The organism is Indolivaga capnocytophagoides DSM 22835 (assembly GCF_000426485.1).
In the GTDB taxonomy this organism is placed as follows: domain Bacteria; phylum Bacteroidota; class Bacteroidia; order Bacteroidales; family Dysgonomonadaceae; genus Dysgonomonas_A; species Dysgonomonas_A capnocytophagoides.
Map to the genome: position 1 here is coordinate 400819 of NZ_KE384529.1, position 20644 is coordinate 421462.

At 36.5% G+C, this 20644-nt stretch carries 20 protein-coding genes and 2 tRNA genes; 7 read left to right on the forward strand and 15 right to left on the reverse strand.

Features of this window, described 5'->3' with window-relative positions; all coding sequences use genetic code 11:
- Positions 1-30 precede the first annotated feature (30 nt).
- A complete protein-coding gene (locus K322_RS21390) occupies positions 31-165 on the forward strand; it encodes a glycoside hydrolase family 95-like protein (protein WP_395847424.1) in 135 nt (44 codons plus the stop codon).
- 401 nt (positions 166-566) lie between these two features.
- On the opposite strand, the gene K322_RS20385 is transcribed toward K322_RS21390, so the two are convergent.
- Positions 567-1721: a DNA/RNA non-specific endonuclease gene (locus tag K322_RS20385; RefSeq protein WP_084158591.1), complete on the reverse strand. Its 1155-nt coding sequence runs from the start codon at positions 1719-1721 to the stop codon at positions 567-569.
- A gap of 208 nt (positions 1722-1929) precedes the next feature.
- Here K322_RS20385 and K322_RS0114890 point away from each other — a divergent pair, with 208 nt between their 5' ends.
- The 3 genes from K322_RS0114890 (at position 1930) to K322_RS20390 (ending at position 7759) form a co-directional block, all read left to right on the forward strand.
- A complete protein-coding gene (locus tag K322_RS0114890) occupies positions 1930-2961 on the forward strand; it encodes an endonuclease/exonuclease/phosphatase family protein (RefSeq protein ID WP_026627590.1) in 1032 nt (343 codons plus the stop codon).
- 77 nt (positions 2962-3038) lie between these two features.
- The gene (locus tag K322_RS0114895; protein ID WP_026627591.1) at positions 3039-5747 is read left to right on the forward strand and encodes a TonB-dependent receptor; all 2709 of its coding nucleotides are present in this window, start codon (positions 3039-3041) and stop codon (positions 5745-5747) included.
- Between the two features lie 80 nt (positions 5748-5827).
- Positions 5828-7759 (forward strand): DUF6359 domain-containing protein, encoded by a 1932-nt coding sequence (locus tag K322_RS20390; protein ID WP_051290838.1) that lies wholly within the window; start codon positions 5828-5830, stop codon positions 7757-7759.
- A gap of 210 nt (positions 7760-7969) precedes the next feature.
- Here the strand turns inward: K322_RS20390 and K322_RS0114905 are convergent, their stop codons facing one another.
- The 4 genes from K322_RS0114905 to K322_RS21405 form a co-directional block, all read right to left on the reverse strand.
- Positions 7970-8164 carry a hypothetical protein gene (locus K322_RS0114905; RefSeq protein ID WP_026627592.1) on the reverse strand — a complete coding sequence of 65 codons (195 nt, stop codon included), beginning with the start codon at positions 8162-8164 and terminating at the stop codon, positions 7970-7972.
- A gap of 223 nt (positions 8165-8387) precedes the next feature.
- Positions 8388-8585 carry a hypothetical protein gene (locus tag K322_RS21395; protein WP_134436121.1) on the reverse strand — a complete coding sequence of 66 codons (198 nt, stop codon included), beginning with the start codon at positions 8583-8585 and terminating at the stop codon, positions 8388-8390.
- A 155-nt stretch (positions 8586-8740) separates the two neighbouring features.
- On the reverse strand, positions 8741-8875 hold the full coding sequence (locus K322_RS21400; RefSeq protein ID WP_260203960.1) for a hypothetical protein: 135 nt from the start codon (positions 8873-8875) through the stop codon (positions 8741-8743).
- Positions 8876-8918: 43 nt separating this feature from the next.
- Positions 8919-9089: an ATP-binding cassette domain-containing protein gene (locus tag K322_RS21405; RefSeq protein WP_134436122.1), complete on the reverse strand. Its 171-nt coding sequence runs from the start codon at positions 9087-9089 to the stop codon at positions 8919-8921.
- 454 nt (positions 9090-9543) lie between these two features.
- Between K322_RS21405 and K322_RS0114920 the strand changes: the two genes are divergently transcribed.
- Positions 9544-10281: a S46 family peptidase gene (locus K322_RS0114920; protein WP_084158592.1), complete on the forward strand. Its 738-nt coding sequence runs from the start codon at positions 9544-9546 to the stop codon at positions 10279-10281.
- 196 nt (positions 10282-10477) lie between these two features.
- Here the strand turns inward: K322_RS0114920 and K322_RS19650 are convergent, their stop codons facing one another.
- The 6 genes from K322_RS19650 to K322_RS0114945 form a co-directional block, all read right to left on the reverse strand.
- Entirely contained in the window at positions 10478-10780 is a 303-nt protein-coding gene (locus K322_RS19650) for a hypothetical protein (protein WP_026627594.1), read from the reverse strand.
- 307 nt (positions 10781-11087) lie between these two features.
- Positions 11088-11936: a helix-turn-helix domain-containing protein gene (locus tag K322_RS20395; protein WP_051290839.1), complete on the reverse strand. Its 849-nt coding sequence runs from the start codon at positions 11934-11936 to the stop codon at positions 11088-11090.
- Between the two features lie 523 nt (positions 11937-12459).
- On the reverse strand, positions 12460-13722 hold the full coding sequence (locus K322_RS19660; RefSeq protein WP_084158593.1) for a site-specific integrase: 1263 nt from the start codon (positions 13720-13722) through the stop codon (positions 12460-12462).
- 383 nt (positions 13723-14105) lie between these two features.
- The gene (locus K322_RS19665; protein WP_051290841.1) at positions 14106-14864 is read right to left on the reverse strand and encodes a tyrosine-type recombinase/integrase; all 759 of its coding nucleotides are present in this window, start codon (positions 14862-14864) and stop codon (positions 14106-14108) included.
- Positions 14865-14886: 22 nt separating this feature from the next.
- Positions 14887-15069 (reverse strand): Arm DNA-binding domain-containing protein, encoded by a 183-nt coding sequence (locus K322_RS20400; protein ID WP_157279479.1) that lies wholly within the window; start codon positions 15067-15069, stop codon positions 14887-14889.
- Between the two features lie 282 nt (positions 15070-15351).
- Positions 15352-15425, reverse strand: a tRNA-Arg gene (locus tag K322_RS0114945).
- Between the two features lie 404 nt (positions 15426-15829).
- Between K322_RS0114945 and hflX the strand changes: the two genes are divergently transcribed.
- Both hflX and K322_RS0114955 read left to right on the forward strand, forming a co-directional pair.
- Positions 15830-17053 carry a GTPase HflX gene (gene hflX / locus K322_RS0114950; RefSeq protein ID WP_026627595.1) on the forward strand — a complete coding sequence of 408 codons (1224 nt, stop codon included), beginning with the start codon at positions 15830-15832 and terminating at the stop codon, positions 17051-17053.
- 129 nt (positions 17054-17182) lie between these two features.
- Complete coding sequence (locus K322_RS0114955) at positions 17183-17497, forward strand: cupin domain-containing protein (RefSeq protein ID WP_026627596.1); 315 nt, start codon at positions 17183-17185, stop codon at positions 17495-17497.
- An 88-nt stretch (positions 17498-17585) separates the two neighbouring features.
- On the opposite strand, the gene rpsT is transcribed toward K322_RS0114955, so the two are convergent.
- The 4 genes from rpsT to K322_RS0114975 all read right to left on the reverse strand — a co-directional run bounded on the left by rpsT (position 17586) and on the right by K322_RS0114975 (position 20523).
- Positions 17586-17837, reverse strand: coding sequence for a 30S ribosomal protein S20 (rpsT, locus tag K322_RS0114960; protein WP_026627597.1), 252 nt, complete (start codon positions 17835-17837; stop codon positions 17586-17588).
- Between the two features lie 41 nt (positions 17838-17878).
- Positions 17879-17950: transfer RNA gene (locus K322_RS0114965), tRNA-Glu, on the reverse strand.
- A 168-nt stretch (positions 17951-18118) separates the two neighbouring features.
- Positions 18119-19633 carry a bifunctional ADP-dependent NAD(P)H-hydrate dehydratase/NAD(P)H-hydrate epimerase gene (locus K322_RS0114970; RefSeq protein ID WP_051290843.1) on the reverse strand — a complete coding sequence of 505 codons (1515 nt, stop codon included), beginning with the start codon at positions 19631-19633 and terminating at the stop codon, positions 18119-18121.
- A 131-nt stretch (positions 19634-19764) separates the two neighbouring features.
- A complete protein-coding gene (locus K322_RS0114975) occupies positions 19765-20523 on the reverse strand; it encodes an SDR family NAD(P)-dependent oxidoreductase (RefSeq protein ID WP_026627599.1) in 759 nt (252 codons plus the stop codon).
- Positions 20524-20644: the final 121 nt, after the last annotated feature.

Below are 20644 nucleotides of genomic sequence, written 5' to 3' on the forward strand. Positions count from 1 at the left end.
AATTTCGGAGGTTCAGCAGGTATAATGGAAATGCTTGTCCAAAGCCATTCTGGCTACATAGAACTATTACCCGCAATGACTCAAAGTTGTAAAAACGGAGAAGTGAAAGGATTAAGAGTCAGAGGAGGTGCATCTGTTGATTTTTTTTTGTCGTTTCCATACTAACAAATTCTTAATGATAAAATTAAACTTATGTGAGCTAGGGAACAATATGGAAAACATTAAGAAGCCTGTAATACAGAATTTTTAAATAAATAATTGGTTCCTGTTTTTAAAAGTAACGTTTTAGTAACCTTACTTTTTCCAAACCTCGCTTTTTACTGCACTTTACCTCATCATCAAAAATAACATATAAATAGCTAAAATAATTTATTTATAACCATTTCATCTATTTTAATCTTTGATGTATTTTTACTGAAAATTTACTTTAAAATTGATATCGCGTGTCGAAAGAACCATTACAAAATCGTTACCTGTCGAGAAATAAACAACCTGTAATTAATTGATTAATAACAAAAAACATCTTCTTATAACTTACGACATTACTACTAATATTCTATAAACTTTTATTTCCATTGATCCTCTACAATCTTACTTTTATCATCTGAAGATAATTTAGGAAAAAAAGTAAAACCTGTTTCTTTTTCCAGTTGGCTTATTGTAAGCTTGTAATTACTGTATGTTGAAGAAGAAGGAGTCATGTTATCCATTTTATAGGCTATAGTATAGTAAGTGTTCCCCATCTTTTTTGCCAGCGCTTTATAATAATACTTAGGTTTCGCTACCGATACCCCTCCGTTGTCCTTTACGTGTTCTATCGTTGAATTATTTGCAGACCGAATCATAGCCCCTGTAACAACATATAAGGTATCGCATTGTTTAGTCCAAACACGAACTCGAGCTTCGAGATCAGCCCAGATTCCCTGATTTAAAGTAGAGTTTTGTGCTGTCATATTGGAAAAATAAAAAGTTGTCCTATTTGCTGCCGAATTAACAGTCCTATCTGCACTTGGTAACTGATGTCCCCTGTCAATACCTGACACTCCGAAGCCTTTGAATAGTTGGGGTTGGTATTGATTTTTTATTGCCGGGTCATATTGCCAATCATCCGTTCTAGATGCTGAGCCCAAATAAGCTGAATGCATAGGGTATGCCACCCAATACGCTATTTTATTTATTGTATCATAAAGCATAGAATAATTTCTTATCCTATCATTATCCGGAAGGTTATGTCCTACTAATATAGTATTAATCAAGCTGTTTTTAGAAGGTAGTTCCATCCATTCAGCATTATTTATATCTGGAGCCGAACCTTTTGATGCAGCTTGAGTAATATATACAGGTTTTTGCTCATTAGAATTTAATACTACGAGTTTAAGAAAACGTTCTTTATTTTCTTTATTCTCCGAGAGAGTAATTTTTAATGTTGCGCTACCGATTCCTTTTGATTTATCGACACTAACCCATAATTTATCGTTATCTGGTACTAAAACTTCCCATGAAATAGAGCTTTCACTCTCAATGTTTAATGTGATGATGGATTCTTGCGCATCAACCCAATTTTTGTCAGTTGACACTTTCAAGGGATAAAAGGTTGCATCGTTATTATCACTTGAACATCCAGTATTTATCATTAGAGCAACAAAAGCACTATATAATATATATAAAGATATCTTTTTGCCACAAAATTGGTCGATCATTGTTGTTATTTTTGAATTCATAAAATGGTATCGAGACTATAAAGGTAATAAATATTGCTTTTTATTAATTCTTTTTTATCTGGAAAGTTTTATTTTAATTAAAAAGCTTTAACTTTAAGAAAAATTAAACTAAAGGTGAAATACATAGAAATATCTATCAACCTTTATGCTCTTTTACATTGAGACTAAGGACTTGATTTTTATTTCTTCTAACACACTCCTAAAAATTATGAAGAGGAATAAGCTAATCTTGTTTTTTTGTGCTTTATCACTTTCCGCAGTCACATTCGGGCAGAAAAAATACAATGTCTATTCAGCCGCATTTTATAATGTCGAAAATCTTTTTGACACAAATAATGACGAAGGTGTAAATGATGAAGAGTTTACACCTTCAGGAAATAAGGCTTGGACTGCAGACAAGTATAATAAAAAGCTAAATAACATAGCATCGGTGATGAGTAAATTAGCTCGGGAATATTGTCCGGGAGGTCCTGCTTTGATAGGTGTGGCTGAAATAGAGAACAGAGGGGTTCTTGAAGATCTGCTCAAAACCAGGGAAATGTCTGGCATGGGATATCAAATTGTCCATTATGATTCTCCCGATAGAAGAGGTGTAGATGTCGGACTACTCTACAATCCATCTATATTTAAAGTTACATCATCGAAAGTTTACGCTTATAATTTACCCGAAAATCCCGACTTTAAAACCAGAGATCAACTATTGGTCAGCGGAACACTAGCGGGAGATTCCTTTCATGTAATAGTCAGCCACTGGCCTTCCAGATACGGGTCTAAATCAAGTCAACTAAGAGAGTTTGCGGCATCCATAACCAAACACATTGCAGATTCTATTTACCAAGCCGATTCTTCAGCTAAAATCGTCATAATGGGAGACCTGAACGACGATCCTGTTGATAAAAGCACTCGAATTGTACTAGATGCCAAACGAAACCGAAAAGATGTGAAACCTGGAGGCTTATACAACACAATGTGGGGTTTTTATGATAAAGGAATAGGCTCATTGGTTTATCAAAACAAATGGAACCTGTTTGATCAGATTATTATATCAGAAAGTTTATTAGGTGATGACCGTTCGTCCTTGAAATTCTGGAAAGCAGAGATATTCAATCGCGATTTTCTTATTCAAAAAGAAGGAAAGAACAAAGGTTATCCATTACGTACATTCTCAGGGGATACCTTTCTGAATGGTTACAGCGACCACTTCCCAACCCTAATATATATGATCAAAGAAGTTGACTAGAAATGTATTTTGACAGAAATTCTAACTAATAAACTATATGCCTAAAAATTGGCCTTTATGAAATAATAAATTTAAGTATGAAAGAAAAATTAGTATTCTTTATAGCATTTCTTCTATCCTTATCTGGTTATGCGCAGACGGGGCTGAAAGGTTATGTTATAAATTCAGTAACAAACGATCCCGTGATAGGAGTAGAGGTTATTCTACAAGGACAAAACCGGTCGGTAACAACCGATGCTAGAGGTGAGTTTTTGTTTCAGTCTATTGCGGCAGGTGATGACATTCTGGTCTTTAATTCTCCTGATATTAAAGCAAAAGTTCAGGGAATAAAAATCTTGGCGAATAATACGAATGAGATTGGAGAAATAAGTGTTGATGTTATAGAATCAGACAATACTTCGCTTATAGGTGTCATAAATGATGACATTTTGGGAGATGACGATGATGCATCGCAGGAAATCAGCTCTACAGTAATCTTATCAAATGACATTTATTTGAAGCAGGTTGCATATCAATTATCTCCGGGGCGTTTCAGGGCTAGAGGATATAGTTCGATTTATGAGCAAACTTATATAAACGGAGTATCTTTTAACGATCAAAACCGAGGAGTATTTAATTACGCAGCCATCGGAGCACTTAATGACCTTACACGCAACGGTAATGTTGTTAACTATAATAATGCGAACGACTTCACATTCGGATCTATTGGAGGAACAACCGATATAAATATGCGTGCAGGCAACTATGTAAAAGGAGGTAAAGTCACTTTATCTTATGCCAACCGTAACTATTATCTGAGGGGAATGGCGAGCTATTCAACCGGATTAATGGATAACGGTTGGGCTGTAACAGGTGCTGTCGGAGGACGTTATTCGGATGAAGGTAATATAAAAGGTACATTTTATCGGAATGTTTCATACGCATTGGCTATTGAAAAACAGTTTGAAAACGGTAAGCACAGTTTATCTCTAACAACTTTCGGATCTCCGGTTCAGAGAGGTCAACAAGGAGCTTCCTATCAGGAAGCGTATAATCTGATTGGGGATAATCTGTACAATCCTAACTGGGGATATCAGAATGGAAAAAAGCGAAACTCACGCGTAGTAAAAGCTTATGATCCAACGGTAGTACTGTCTCATATCTGGAAAATTAATGATAAAACAGATCTTACAACCGGAATCGGAACTCATTATGGAAGATACGGTGGCACCGCTCTTAACTGGTATAACGGACCGGATCCTCGACCAGATTACTACCGTTATCTACCGTCTTATTATGCAGATTCGGAAGATATATTTAATCAATATACCGAATCATGGAGAAGCAAAGACAAATCAGTAACTCAAATAAATTGGGATGACTTGTATCATATCAATGAATTAGCAGCTATGCAAGGTCAAAAGTCTGCTATATACATGGTTGAAGAAAGAAGAAGCGATCTTTTCGAAACATCTTTAAACTCGGTATTGAATACCGTTATCGGAAAAAATCAGAAATTGACAGCAGGTATAGGACTTCGTCATTCTCGCTCGAAACAGTACAAAACAGTAGACGATTTGTTAGGTGCCGAATACGTTTTGGATATCGATAAATTTGCAGAGAGAGATTTCCCCGGAGATAATCAAACAGTACAAAACGATTTGAACAACCCTAATAAGAAAGCTGTAGAAGGGGATGTTTTCGGATATGATTTTAGGTTGAATATAAATTCTGCGAATGTTTGGGTACAGAATCAATACACAACACGTAAAGTAGACTTCTATTATGGAACAAAACTTTCGTATACCGATTTTTATAGAGACGGACGTATGAAAAATGGTCGTTATCCAACATCATCATATGGTAAAGGTAAAACTCACACATTTATAGATTATGGTCTGAAAGCAGGTTTTACCTACAAAATCTCAGGACGTCATTTTATCACAGGTAACTTTAGTTATCAAACAGAAGCTCCTCTACCAAATGTAGCTTACATATCTCCTCGTATTACAGATAATACTGTAGACCTCGAAAGTGGAAAAGTTTTGTCTATGGATATAAACTATATATTCTCTTTGCCTTCATTAACAGGTCGTATCGCAGTATTCCAAACCAACTTTTATGATCAGATGAAACGGGTTAGTTATTATCATGATAGCGAACGTACATTTGTAAATCATATACTGACAGGTATGAATCAGGTACATCGAGGTGTTGAGCTGGGTGTTAACTACAAGATTGATAATAACTGGGGTGTTAATTTCGCAGGAACAGTTGCTCAGTATTACTATAGCAATAATCCAGATGGAACAATCAGTTACGAAAATGGAAAGAAAGAAGATGTAAATGAAAAAGTATATCTGAACGACTATTATATAGGAAGCACTCCTCAGATTGCGGGAACAATAGGACTTTCTTACTTTTATGACTTCTGGTTCTTCAATCTGAATCTGAATGGATTTGCGCAGAATTATATAGACATTGCACCTATTAGAAGATTGTCTTCAAACTACGATGGGGTTGCTCCAGGCACACCCGAATATGATGCATATAAACACTTGACTAGTCAGGAAAGATACGGAAGTGCGGCTACTTTAGATTTATCTATTGGCAAGATTTTATATCTACCGAATAAGCATTCTATTAATTTTAATTTCTCATTCAATAATATTTTAAACAGAAAGAATATTCGGACAGGCGGATACGAACAAGGACGTTTGGACATAAGCAGTCCGTATAAGTTTGGTTCTAAATATTATTATATGCAGGGATTTAATTGTTTCTTAAATACAAGTTATAAATTCTAAATAACTGCAATACAATTCATCAGAAAATCAGAAAAAGGGTCTGAGACCTTAAAAGAAAAAAATAATAAAAAAGACACAATATGAAGACTTTAAAAAGATTATCTTATTTGCTGTTAATTGCAATACTCGCAACATCATGTGAGCGAGATTATGATGCTCCACCTTTAAATATGCCCGAATACACAGGAGATGCTCCGAACATAACTATATCGGGATTGAAAGAAAAGTTTGCAGCCGTAACATCCAACACTCCACAATTGATTGAAGAATCATTGATTTTGAAGGCAAGAGTAGGCGGTAATGATATTTCCGGTAATATATACAAACAATTGATCATACAGGACGAAACAGGAGGTATCTCTATAGGTGTAGATCAGAATAGTATTTATACAACTTACCGGGTAGGTCAAGAAGTTTTCATTGACCTTAAGAACCTTTATATAGTAAACTATGGAGGAGAACTTCAGATCGGTTATGGAACTACTCAGGCAAACCGCATTCCTTGGGCAAATTTCAAAGCTCAGGCTCATCTCAACCAATGGCCTGATTCGACATTGGTTGCTCCAAAAATTGTTGCAATAAAAGATCTAAAAGTAGATATGAACAATACTGTAGTACAGCTAGACAGTGTCTACTTTGTAAATGGAGGAAAATCAACATTTGCGGTAAACGAAACAACGACCAGCCAGACCTTGAAAGATAAAGACGGTAACTCTATTGATGTGAGAACAAGTTCATACTCTAACTTTGCAAATGATCTTCTACCAGTTGGAACAGGAACTCTGGTCGGTGTTCTTGGACGTTACAACGGAAACTGGCAATTTACAATCAGAAGCAAATCTGACGTCAAGAATTTTAATGGTGAAACACCTTCCTCTCCAGAAGGAAAAGGCACAGGAACGAAAGAAGATCCGTACGATATTACAAATGCAATTGCTAAACAAAATGAAACAGACGTATGGGTAAAAGGATATATTGTCGGATCTGTACCTTCTGCAAAATTAACTGAAGCCGAATTTACAGCACCATTTACAAGTAGCTCAAATATTCTGATCGCTGCTAGTGCTGACGAGAAAGACCCTAGTAAATGTTTTCCAATTCAGTTGGTATATAATACAGAACCTCGTAAGATTAACCTGAATGAAAATCCAGGAAATAAAGGGAAAGAAGTTATATTGAAAGGAAGCTTGACTACTTACTTCGGTGTTGCTGCGATGAAAGAAACCTCCGACTATGTATTAGAAGGAGGCTCTACAACCCCAGAAGAAGGTGTGGGTACCGGAACGAAAGAAGATCCGTACGACATTAAAAATGCAATTGCTAAACAAGGAGAAACAGGTAAATGGATCAAAGCATACATTGTCGGTGCTGTACCGGGGGCTAAATTAGAGGAAGCTCAGTTTACAGCTCCTTTTACCAGCTACTCAAATATATTAGTTGCGGCAAGTACAAGTGAAACAGATCCTTCAAAATGCTTCCCAATTCAGTTGGTGACAAAAACAGAACCTCGCATTAATTTAAATTTAGGAGATCATCCTGAAATGCTGGGTAAAGAAGTTAAACTGCTCGGGGATTTAACTACATATTTCAATGTAGCTGCAATGAAATCTACGTCTGATTATGAAATCGTAGGAGGAAGTGTAACTCCGGGAGATAATGACGGCACTAAGGAAAAGCCATTCAACATCAGCGAATTTGCAGCAAAAAACGGCACCACAGGTATTTGGGTTGAAGCTTATATCGTGGGAGATGTACCAAGTGCTAAATTAGAAGAGGCCGAATTTGCGGCACCTTTTACCAGTGAAACAAATATTCTGATCGCTGCTTCACCAACAGAAAAAGATGTTACTAAATGTGTCCCTGTTCAATTACCAAAGGCTTTAAGACCTGATTTAGGCCTTAAAAACAAAGCGGATATTCTAGGAAAAAAAATAAAAATAAAAGGAGATGCTGCAACTTATTTCAATGTTACTGGAATGAAAAACACATCCGAATTCGAATTCGAAAACTGAAAAAAAAAACAAATTTGATCCTAATATGAAAAAAGCTTTTTTATAATATGATGAAGTAAATAACTAAGGTTAGATGGATTAATAATATTTTAAGTTATGGATTGAGTTCGATATTGAATCGAGCTCAATCTATCTAATTTTAGTTTGTTTATTTGAATTTAAATTAGTTCTTTAAAAACAAAACTTTTAGATCTTCAGCAAAGTAATACATCAGTATCCATATATGGAACTCATTCTGTATAGGAGTTTTAATATTCTTATATCATTGGTATTGGAGGGGTTTTCTATGACTGCTAAACAATTTTCCTCTTTTACATCTTGTTTATCAGTTATATTCAATTCTTGTATTTTTCCGGAAGCTCTGACTACGGTCGGTACAGCTAATATATTTCCTGTAAGTGTCATAGAAGTAGTTATTATATCAGGATAATTGAAGACGCCACTGCCCACAAGAAGTACAAGAACTTTCAGAGAGATAAGAGTTATACCCGAAGTATCCGCGAAGGTACACTACCTAGCACTTCTGGAACTCTTTGCTGCGAAGCTCGATTTGTTTGTCTGTATCTATTTTAGTTTATTTCAGGATTAAATTTCTGTTTCTGTGATTTTGACATCTTCATTCACAGACTTACACTCCTAGTTCCAACTGATTCCTGACTAATGTATAGTAGGCTCCTCTTTTATCTGTCAGTTCTTTATGTGTACATTCTTCTATTGTTTTACTATTGTCCATGACCAGAATATTATCTGTGCGTTGTACTATACTCAGACGATGAGCGACTATAATAACCGTTTTTCCCTTGTAGAAACTGTTTAGGATATCCAATATTATCTTTTCATTGCTGGCACTAAAGAGCTGGTGGCTTCGTCAAAAAAGGAAGTCAGGATTCTTATATACGGCTCTGGCTATGAGTAGGCGTAGGCGTTGGCATCGTCCCTGGCTGATACCGTTACCCTCCATTCCTATTTTTGTATTATATTTTAAAGGTAAGGACTTGATAAATTTTTTATGTTTACCTTCTCTACGGCATGAAGCAGTTTTTGCTTGTCGATGATATCTTCTCCTACAGCAATGTTGTTGGGTATTGTATCGGAAAATATAAATCCGTCCTGCATCACGGCTACTAATTTTTGATGCCACAAATGGAGATTGATGTCGTCAAGCGGAATATCTTTTATTTTGATTTACTCCTTGTTGGGCTGATAAAAAACTAAAAGCAGTTTTTATCAATGTAGTCTTACCGCTTCCACTGGTCCCCACTATAGCAGTTACCTTGTTTTCGGATATAGACAGGTTTATTCCATTCAGCTCATAATCCGGTCTAATCAATCATAACTAAAATATAGATCCTCTACATGGAGGGACATATTTACAGGCAACTCGTTTATCTTTGATCCGAAAGTTTACTCTCCATCTTCCTTATTGTCGATTTCATTTAGACGTTCGAGGCTTATTTTCGCATCTTGAGCTGCCTGTACAAAGCCTATTATTTGTCCTACAGGTCCTGATAACTGACCAATAATGCAACTAGTACTGTCCTACTGCAAGTCCTTTGATATTTATCTTAAATAACTTCACCTGTATGCGTTCCCATTTCTAGCGTTGTTGTTTTTCGGTATTACTAAGCTTTATTTCCTGCATGCCAGTTACTATCATTACCTTGACAAAAGGATTCTTTCCTAATTGGGATTTAGAAACCGATCGTTTAACTTATAAGGCAATGTTAGAGGAGTATAGAGATAATATGCCAAAAGCATTCTTTCCATATGAAGCGACATAGGCTCTGAATAAGTATAATGATAATATTGACTCATTTCTAAAGGATAACTATAACACATCAATATTAACTGATGAGACTAAACTATTGTCTTTTCTTAAGAATATTAATGAGCAAGGTACGGGGCTTTTGAAAAATGATTTGTTATATCAATCGTCTTTAGGGTTTTATAGAATAAATGTCAGTAAAATAATACCCATAAAAAGGAAATTACAATCAGAATTGCTTATCTATTTTCAAAAATATTTGCAAGGACAGCTAGTTATGAATAAAGGTAAGTTGTTGACTGATGCAAATAAAACTTTGAGAATTGCATATGGAGCAAAAGGAATAGGATATACTGCCAATAAACATGAATCCGGACAGACCTATTTATCTGAGATGATGGCTAAATGGGAACAAGAGTCACCTGAATCGGTCTATTATATTCCTGCTAAGTTGAGAAAGTTATATGATGAGAAAGATTTAGGGAAATATCGGAATAATGGGAATTCAGTGGTTAATTTTCTTGCCAATATTCATACATCGGGAGGAAACTCGGGTAGCTCGGTATTAAACGATAAAGGATACTTGGTCGGGCTGAACTTTGACAGACTTGCAGATGGAGTTGCATCCGATTATCGTTATGATATGAATAATAGTAAAAATATAAGTGTAAACATTTCACTCATTCTATTTCTCCTCGAGAAATATTCATACTCTAAGCATCTTTTATCAGAAATCAATATAATCAGCCAAGATTGATTTATGTTGTTTAAAATAAAAGGAGTATATGCATTTATTGGCAATTCCCTCATTAATACATTCTTATTTTTAATAGAGAGGTAGAGTATCAAATTAAATAGTAGTATAAATAAAACGCATATAGTCCGTTCTATCGTCCAACAGCCAAGCTATTTCAAAACCTATCATAAAGTAAGTTTCGAAGGATATAATTTGGTCAATCCTCTCTAAGTAAAATCGAGCTGTTATCCATCCATCTCTGATAAGGTACACTTACCCGATAATCCAGTTGCAGATCATCACCCGAGCGTATAGCCCGATAGATTTGGTAACTGTCACTAACCTTTTTCTTGCTGAAAAAACCCAATAGTCCGAACAAACCCCGGTATGTGCGATGGCGTAGCCGCCCATTGATCAAGATACAGGGTAATTCTAGATGAGAGCCTGCTGCTTTCAAAACAGGAATCAGGCGTAAAGAGTGGTCGGGCGGAAGCCCGCCGGCATCAATTCTTAACTTCAAAGTTAAAATGTAACAGCCCTCCCGCTGCAAAGTAGACTTCTCTAGAATCTGTCCGCAGCAGAGCTTAGGTGAAATGCAGTCATCGAACACACAGGTGTGCTCCAATGTGTTTATATCCATCGATTTATATCCTTTTTTTATTCTGTTTTACCGTTCCGACACTTTTCAAGTGTCAGCTTCTACTAAGCAATTACTTTTTTATCTCTTTTATGTTAGTTGTAAAAGTACAGTCAAATTCGGCTATTCTATTGCGTAAGTCCACTCTTTTATGAGACGTTATCCCCTTAATTCTGGAGCATTTTAGGTTCTACTTCTCCTTTTGGGCCAGATGTAGTCCCAATAATACTTCTTGGCGTAGTTTTCCGGGAGTATCACCCAGCCGAGCCTTACAAAAAACATTGAAATGTGCTGGTGAACAGAAGCCGTATTCCACGCTTATCTCCTTGAAAGACTTGACAGCATCACACACTTCCATATAAATATCAGAGGCTTTACGGTCCTTAAACCACTGTGCGGGAGAAGTGTTAAATACTTTTTTAAACCTCTTCTCAAATCCCGACAGACTATAAGAAGCCATTTTGGCTAGAGTCTTCACATTACCTGCTTTTTTATATGTATGAATGACAAAGGAAAAAAATATCCTGTCCGAGGACTGACCTCCCCAAAAGAAATTACTTCTTTGACGAGCTGTATAGGAGCTATTGATAAGGAAAAATAGTTCATTGACCTTTATATTTATATAATCCGTATTAGAGAAATCATGTACCATTGCGGCTTTAAGAGTCGCCGCAAAATGAGTGATTAAGGGAGTAAACTTCAGTATCGGTTCACCCATATTTCCCCTATCCAAAGGCGGTTTATCCATAAATAGCACCTGATAGGGCAGACTGAAGCTTCCGGTATCAATAAGCATCAACACAGTTTTATCTTGCGCCCTTATTCTATAGGGAGTTAATGCCTTTATAAAGAGCATTTGTTTGGAACTCATTATGGGGAGTGTGTGGCTGTCCAGGTCTAGCAGTATGCTTCCGACTAAGACAAAAGCGATGCAGTTACTATTGCTCCGAGACTGCAATTGCTCTGTCGGTTGCAATTGGTATTGCTGGATAGAAGCCTGAGCTATATCTTCTATTTGCAGACTTTGTATTTCTTTCATAAGGTCTTATTATTAAGTCTGTTTAACTCTTGTTTGTATAATACCTCCGTAAATAAACAAGAGTTTTGTTCAATGTATTGTGTTTATATATAATAAGTTAGATATATTATTTATTCTGTTTTTCTTCGCACTTTGAAGGGTTTGTTTTAATCCCGCTGCTCAGAGCTTCTTTTTATTACACTCTATTAATTCTTTAACTTCCACAGAATAAGCCTACTATACTGAGCTTCTTTTTACTGACTGACACTTGAAAAGTGTCGGAACAGGCTGACACGAATATTGCAATATAGAAAACTATAATACAAAAACAAAAATAAGCATATTATAGAAATATTTACATTTTTCTGAGAGGAAATTATATTTTAAAGTAATTTTATTTCATTTCATCTCATTTTTTCTGAAACCTTTCTCTAAACAAACAAAAATCTCATTTATAGACATTGCAAAGTTTGCTCCGAAAGAAACAAGATCCGGAGAAAAGAAGTTTTCCTGATAAAAATAGGAAAGAGTAAATACTGACTGTTTAGTGACAGTTGTATCCCCGCTGTCCCGCAAGCAACGTGGAGATACGTTCTCCGGCAAGGTCCAAAACCGAACGTTCAAAAGAAGCCAGGTATGTATATGTGGTCTTTTCGTTACTATGACCTAACCCTTCGCTGATGACCCATAAGGGCAGATTCTCTCTCTTAGCCATCGTCGCCCAACTGTGCCTGGCAACATGTGTGGAGACATGTTCTTTCAAACCTGCCAATAAAGCCAGACGTTGAAGGCGTTTATTCTGTCCTCGAAGACCGCTTTCGTACTGAAGACGCTCCGATCCACCTCCGTCTCGTATAATTGGAAAGACATAGACCGAGTTTTTATTGCTCTGGCTGAAGTAGTTCAGTATACTTTGCATATAGGCCGTCACTTTGATTTCTATAAGCTGGCCTGTTTTCTTTCTAAAATAGGACAGTACACCCGAACGGATGTTGTTTTTACGAAGATAAGCCATGTCCACAAAACTCATTCCACGGGCATGGAAACTGAAGAAAAACAGACGTTGGGCATCCAATAATTTAGAGCATTCCTCTTTGTCTGCACAGGCTGCTCCCGGATCCAGCTTGTATAGCCGGCGAATACCTTCACGGCTTAAGGCTCGCTTGCGTGTAACTTGTACCCCGGTGTAAACTCCATGGAAAGGGTGATCGGTATCTCCCCTTAAAAGACCGGAATCAATAGCACGGTGATAGATAGCTCTGAGGTTGCGCATATAATAAGAGATGGTATTAGCTGCACGCCCCAGATTCTTGAGGTGAGTTTCGAAGCGTTTTATAAGTCCAGAAGTAAGCTCACTAAGGTGCAATTCCGGAGCTGAACTGAAATCGATCAGTCCTCGGCTGACTGTTCGATAAGCACGGGCTGTACGTTCCTGCCCTCGTTCCGAAAGCTCCTCGTAGAGTCTTTCTGTGAAATTCCACAGGCTTTTTTTATTGCTACGCCAACGGTATAGGCGGATTAAATCTCTACTATGATAAGCTCCCGAGGATTCCAGCTTGTTAAGAATATCTGAAAATTGCTCACGAACCTGCCGTAGCTGAGTGGACACCATCGTCAACTCGCGCTGGCGGTAAGTGTCGCTACCTTGATAGCTGACGCATTCGTTTCTGGAGTCCCACTCATTGCCGTATAGGCGAATGGGAAGGGTTAGAGTACTAACCCGTCGTTCATGGATTACACGAACATATAGGCTACCCAGATAATCTCGTCCACGGCTCGTACGCCGTAAAATTTTAATCGTTGTCATCGCTTTGATTCTTCAATGGTAAGTCTGATTTTGTTACTTTGGCAAAGATAAGATTTACACAGACCTAAATCTTTATTAATAATTGATACATGATGTATTTATCTGACAACAATCCATCGTAAAAATGAGATATTAGGAATCGGAAGATTCTGTATCTTGCGAAGTATAAGTCGCTCTTTTAATGTCGTGAGAAAATTAAGGAGATCTAATAACCAAGCTAGTTTCGAAATCGTTAGCTATTTAAAAACAAAAAGCATGTAATATACTGGTTAGTAATCGATAAGGCATTTTGTTATGTCTTGCTGTGTGAAAAGTTACATTTTTCTTGATATTACATAAATCGGCAATTTCCTTCAAATATTCATTGGTTTTTTGATTACTCTTTATAGAAAATAAATTTTTATTAGAAGAATTTTCTTCTTCATATTTTTTATAATCTCAAGAGGAATTTTCAATAAAGGGATATTTGACTCCAGACCTGTCTTTTGTCTCAATATCATAATCCATAACTTTTTATCTGGACCAACCTTTATATCTTCACTTTTTAATGAACAGATATCGATGAATGATAGACCGGTGTAACAACAGAAAATAAAAATATCCCGTACCTGACTGAGCCTTTTGGTTAGAAATTCTTTTTTGTAGATCGCATCAATTTCTTCCTGAGTGAGTATTTCCCTGACAACCTTTTTTGTTTTGAAACGGAAACATGCAAATGGGTCTGCTTTAATATCCGCACCTGTATTTTTTATGTAATTAAATACGGTTCTGAAGCGTTGAATAAATTTGAGTGCTGTATTATTACTGCAATGGTGCTTGTTCTGGATATACAAAAAGAATTTCTCTATAAATACCGGTGTCAATTCTATTACGGGAATATCCGATAAATTGTATTCTTCTTTTAGATACTCCTTTAATCTGTTTTGAGTCAACAGATATCTGCCATAAGTTATTTGTGAAGTATCATGCCCGATCTTAAGTAAATAAAATTCGTTATGCTCATCAAAATATTCAAAAAGCATCTTCTTTTTATCGGTTTCAATCCCAAGGATATTGTTTTTAATTTTCTCGGGCAAAGCATAGCCATATTCATGCAGATGTTTATGGTATAAATCGGTGGCTCTAACTCGTATGCCATCCAACAGGCGGTTTATCTTGGCAACTTCAGATGAACGTCCGACGCATCTTCCTGTTTTTTGTTCCCAAAGTGTGGGGGTGGGTCTGCAATTTTGTACTGAATTGTGCTTTTTCTCCGTTGATGGTAATACAGCTCATGATAGGAGCCTCTCCATTTTCATTTACTCTATTCTTTCTCAGATAAAATAGAATAGTAAAAGTTGATTTCATAATCTTCTCTTTTTTGTTGGTAAAACTATTAATTAACTCCAACTCTTCGGAAGACATTGTACTACCAATCTTCTACAAATCAATCAGTTACTTGCTAAATCGTTACCAAAAATGAAATAGTTTAAAATGGTAACGAATTGGGTAACGATTTACTGGCTTCAGGTTACTTTTTAATGGCTATCGTTGTCATGGGGAAGAAATAAAAAAGACCTCTAAATGATACATTTAGAAGTCTTTGTCTTTTTATGTCAGTATGTTGTCTCCAACTTTCTGATCTTAAAGTGATCCGAACAGGATTCGAACCTGTGACCCACAGCTTAGAAGGCTGTTGCTCTATCCAGCTGAGCTACCGGACCTCACCTTATTGCTCGAAAGCGAGTGCAAAGTTAAGATATTTTTGGTTATTCACAAGATTATAACATGAAAGTTTAATCATAAAATTCATAATAAAAACATAAACAATACAGAAACAGCACTTTATATTTAATTCAGTTCTTATAAAATAAATTAATCATATTAAATATCTTTCTAATCTGTAGCTTTCTACAAAATAGAATATAGATGAGATCCTTTTTTATTACATTTGTATTTGATATTCATATAAAATAATTGACATGCACCTTAATTAAACACAAAAAGTAGAATTACAAATCACTCTAGATTTATAAAAGGATAAGATGGGAATCTTGTCGCTACACAGCTCATACGACAATTGTCGTTTTCATTAGTCAATTAATCTCATAAAATAAGAAAAGAATATATGATCGATTCAATTATATCTACCGTAAAGAATCAAAAGGCTATACTAGTTGGTCTCATAACCCAACAACAAACAGAAGAGCAAGTCAAAGAATACCTTGACGAACTTGCATTCCTAGCAGATACTGCAGGTGCAGAACCAGTTAAGTATTTCACTCAAAAGCTAGAACATCCCAATCCTGTAACCTTCGTCGGAGCAGGAAAATTAAGTGAGATACGCCAATATATGGAGGACCAGGAAATAGGATTAGTAATATTCGATGATGAGTTATCTTCAAAACAAATCCGAAACATTGAAAAAGAACTGGAAGTAAAAATCTTAGATAGAACAAGTCTTATTCTAGACATATTTGCAATGCGAGCACAAACCGCTTATGCAAAAACTCAAGTAGAGCTTGCTCAATATCAATATCTACTACCTCGATTAACCCGGATGTGGACTCACTTAGATAGACAACGTGGAGGTGGAGCTATGATGCGTGGTGTCGGAGAAACCCAGCTCGAAACTGACCGCCGTATTGTCCTCGATAAAATAGCAGACCTCAAAGACCAACTTAAATCTATTGATAAACAAATGGTCGTTCAGCGTAAGAACAGAGGCAAAATGGTACGTGTAGCTCTCGTCGGATATACCAATGTTGGAAAATCAACTACAATGAATATGCTTAGCAAATCGGAAGTTTTTGCCGAGAATAAGCTCTTTGCAACACTCGACACTACTGTACGGAAAGTCATTATAGATAATCTTCCTTTTTTATTATCAGACACAGTCGGGTTTATACGAAAATTGCCTACTCATCTGGTTGAATCTTTTAAATCAACATTAGATGAAGTACGTGAAGCTGATCTGCTTATTCATGTAGTAGATATCTCCCACCCCAACTTTGCAGAACAAATAGAGGTTGTTGAAAAAACTTTATTGGAAATAGATGGAGAAGAAAAGCCGACAATATTAGTCTTTAATAAAATTGATGCCTTTTCATATATCGAGAAAGATGAGTTTGATCTGACTCCGCCAACCAAAGAAAATCTATCTCTTGATGATCTGCGCAAAACATGGATGGCAAAAATGCAAAACAATTGTATATTTATCTCCGCCAAAAATAAAACGAATATAGATGAGCTAAAAGAAATGATCTATGATAAAGTAAAGGAGATTCATATCGCACGCTACCCTTACAACGATTTTTTATTTCAGAAATACGATGAAAATATTGAGGAATAAATAACACCCTCTAAATAAAAAATGCGATCCTTCGGCTGAAGGATCGCATTTTTTATTTAGACACAACTATATCGCTTCTGAATTTGCACCATATTCAAACCTTATTCATAAACATAAAATAAACCAGATATGCAGGACATATTCAGAAAAGGAAAGACTTTTAATTTATCAGAAATGATAAAATACTCAATAGGTCGAGTCATCAGTAAACAAGTTCTCAAGAATCCATCCGGAAACATCACACTTTTCTCTTTTGACAAAGGACAAGGCTTAAGCGAGCATACAATACCTTTTGACGCGATGATTCAGATTCTTGATGGAGAAGCGGAAATAATAATAGGAGGAAAATCTAATATCGTAAAAACAGGAGAATCAATAATCATGCCGGCCAATGTTACGCACGTCCTACAAGTGATTACGGCACTTACAATGATCAAAGGTTGATTATAGTCTAAATAAGACATACAAATACATAGAAGAAGAGCCAAACTCAAAAAGTCTGGCTCTTTTATATTATAAAGAAAATAATTTCTTATAGAGAATTTACATGATGAGCAAGCTTAGATTTCAAATTAGCTGCTTTGTTCTTGTGAATAACATTCTTCTTTGCTAATTTATCTAACATTGATGCGATTGATGGATAAAGTTTTTTAGCTTCTTCTTTATCTGTAATTGCACGAAGCTTTTTAACAGAATTACGAGTAGTTTTAGCTACATACCTATTTCTCAAACGCTTTACATCAGCTTGTCTGATTCTTTTTATTGATGATTTATGATTTGCCATAATGACGACTAATCTTTATTTTTTTTATATTTTATTACTTGTAGCCCATAGGGGAGTCGAACCCCTCTTTCAAGAATGAAAATCTTGCGTCCTAACCGATAGACGAATGGGCCATCTTAGAGTTGCATTCTGCTTATTTTTCAGTTGCTTTATCTCTCGATTGCGGATGCAAAGGTAAGTGTTATTTTGTTTCCTGCAAACATTCTTGGCATTTTTTTCAAAATATTTTTACCTATATTCGTTAATAAATTAGCTATCAACACTATAATTTTCGACTTTTTTTATCTTTTTTCTATGCTTTGATACGCTTTTCCCAAATAGCCTATTATATCGGAAGCTAAAAGACTGTAAACAGATTTTGATTTTGCAGCAAAATCACCAGCCGAACCATGTAGATAAACCCCCAAAACAGCAGATTCGAAAGGCGAATAGTTCTGTGCAAGCAAAGAGGTTATTATTCCGGTCAGCACATCACCGCTTCCCGCCGTTGCCATTCCCGGATTTCCGGTCGAATTAAAAAATACTTTTTTCTCAGGTGTAATGGTAGCTGTATAGGCACCTTTAAGCACGACATAAACAGAATATGTCTCGGCAAACTCTCTTGCTTTTTGTAAACGCTCATAACCCGATAAACAGCGACATCCAATCAACCGGTCTAATTCTACAGGATGAGGCGTAAGAATACTTTCTTTCGGAATCAGCAACTTAAGAGACTCATCTTTCGCTATCAGATTCAAAGCGTCAGCATCTATCACCATAGGCTTAGATGATACAGTTAGTAATGTCTTCAGTAAATCTCCGGTAACCTGACAAAGACCAATCCCGGGGCCAATACCAATTGTCATTTTATCCGAAATCCCCCCTACTCCACTCAACCACTCCTTTTCTTCTTCGGCAGAAACCATAGCCTCGGGAACAGCAGTCTGTAATATTTCAACACCGCAAGAAGGAATACGCATGGTCAACAAACCGACACCAGCTCTCAGACAAGCCCTCGCAGAAAGAACAGCTGCCCCTATTTTACCAAACGATCCGGCAAAAATCAATGCATGCCCAAATACTCCTTTATGAGCAAAGGTATTCCGTTTTTTTAGCATAGGCTCAATATCCCGGCGTTCTATATAGAAATAATCAGAGAACTGTTCATCTATACACTCGCTGCAAAGCCCAATATCAAGAATGGTCAAATGGGAACAATAATCAGCATTTTCAGGTAATAAAAGCGATAGCTTTGGAAACTGAAAACTAAAAACCCGGTCTGCTTTCACGATTCCATCGGGATTATTCATCGAATTATCTTCAACAAACAAACCTGATGGTATATCTATCGAATACACTATACTACTCGAATTATTAATAACAGAAACTATCTGCAAATAGATATCCGACAAAGGACGATTCAATCCCGATCCGAAAATGCCATCTATCACAACAGAGCCTTTTCCTATTTGAGGAATATCCTTATCACTCCGTATCTCATTTACATAGAGTAAACGCTCGAGTCTCGCTTTATTAGCAGCACAGTCTGCCGATAAAATACCATTGGGATTGATCAGATAAACATCCACAGAAAAATGCTTAGTCAACAGCATACGAGCCAAAGCCAATGCATCTCCGCCATTATTTCCCGACCCGGCAAATATGACAATATGGCTGTCTTCGTCCAACAAATGACATAAAGACTCGAAAAGAGCCAAACTGGCTCTTTCCATTAAATCTACAGATTGAATATCTTGTTTCTCAACCGTACAAGTATCCATAGCCTTTATCTGCTGAGCATCAAATAACTTCAACATAAACAAAACTAATTTTACCCCAAAGGATCAGACCTGTTTATTGACTCCACAAACAGAACAACAACAGATTATCACTTTAAGATATGTCATTAATACTTTTGGTCATTTAATTTCAGATGAATAAAGAAAATTTATTCCTTATGAAAGATTGTTCCACTAGCCTGCGCTTTAGGCATAATGAGCATGTCCTGAATATTCACATGATCGGGAGCAGTTACCGCAAAAGCAATAGCATCAGCAATATCTTCTGCTGCTAAAGGAGCAAAGCCCAAATAAACCTGATCGGCCCTATTCTTATCCCCTTTAAAACGAACGACCGAAAACTCGGTTTCAACAGCGCCTGGACATATCTGAGTCACCTTTATGCCATAAGGAAGCAGATCAAGGCGCATTCCTTTCGACAAAGCATCTACAGCATGTTTTGTGGCACAATAAACATTACCGTTCAGATAAGCCTCTTTTCCGGCAATAGACCCCAGATTGACAATGTGTCCCGAACGACGTTCAACCATTCGGGGTACTATAGTTCTGGTAACATACAGAAGCCCTTTTATGTTTGTATCTATCATTCTCTCCCAATCATCAACCACTCCGATATGGATAGGATTCAGACCAACAGCCAGCCCTGCATTGTTTATAAGCACATCTACATCCTTCCAGCGTTCGGGCAAACTACCCAGATTATCTACCACATCCTCATACCTTCTGACATCAAAACACAATGCCCATATATCCACTCCATATTGGGTCTGTAATGATGTTTGAAGTTCATCCAATTCCCGTTGTCTGCGACCTGTTATAATCAGATTGTAACCTTCTTTTGCCAAACGTTCAGCAGCAGCTTTTCCGATTCCTGATGTCGCCCCTGTTATTAATGCAATCTTTTTCATATATAGTCTTCTTTTTACTCCCTGATTATACAAGAGTTCTCCGTTTATTTATACATTGAGCATAATAAAAACAAACAATCCCCCCTGAATATATCATTAAATACTTTTTCTACATAAAACG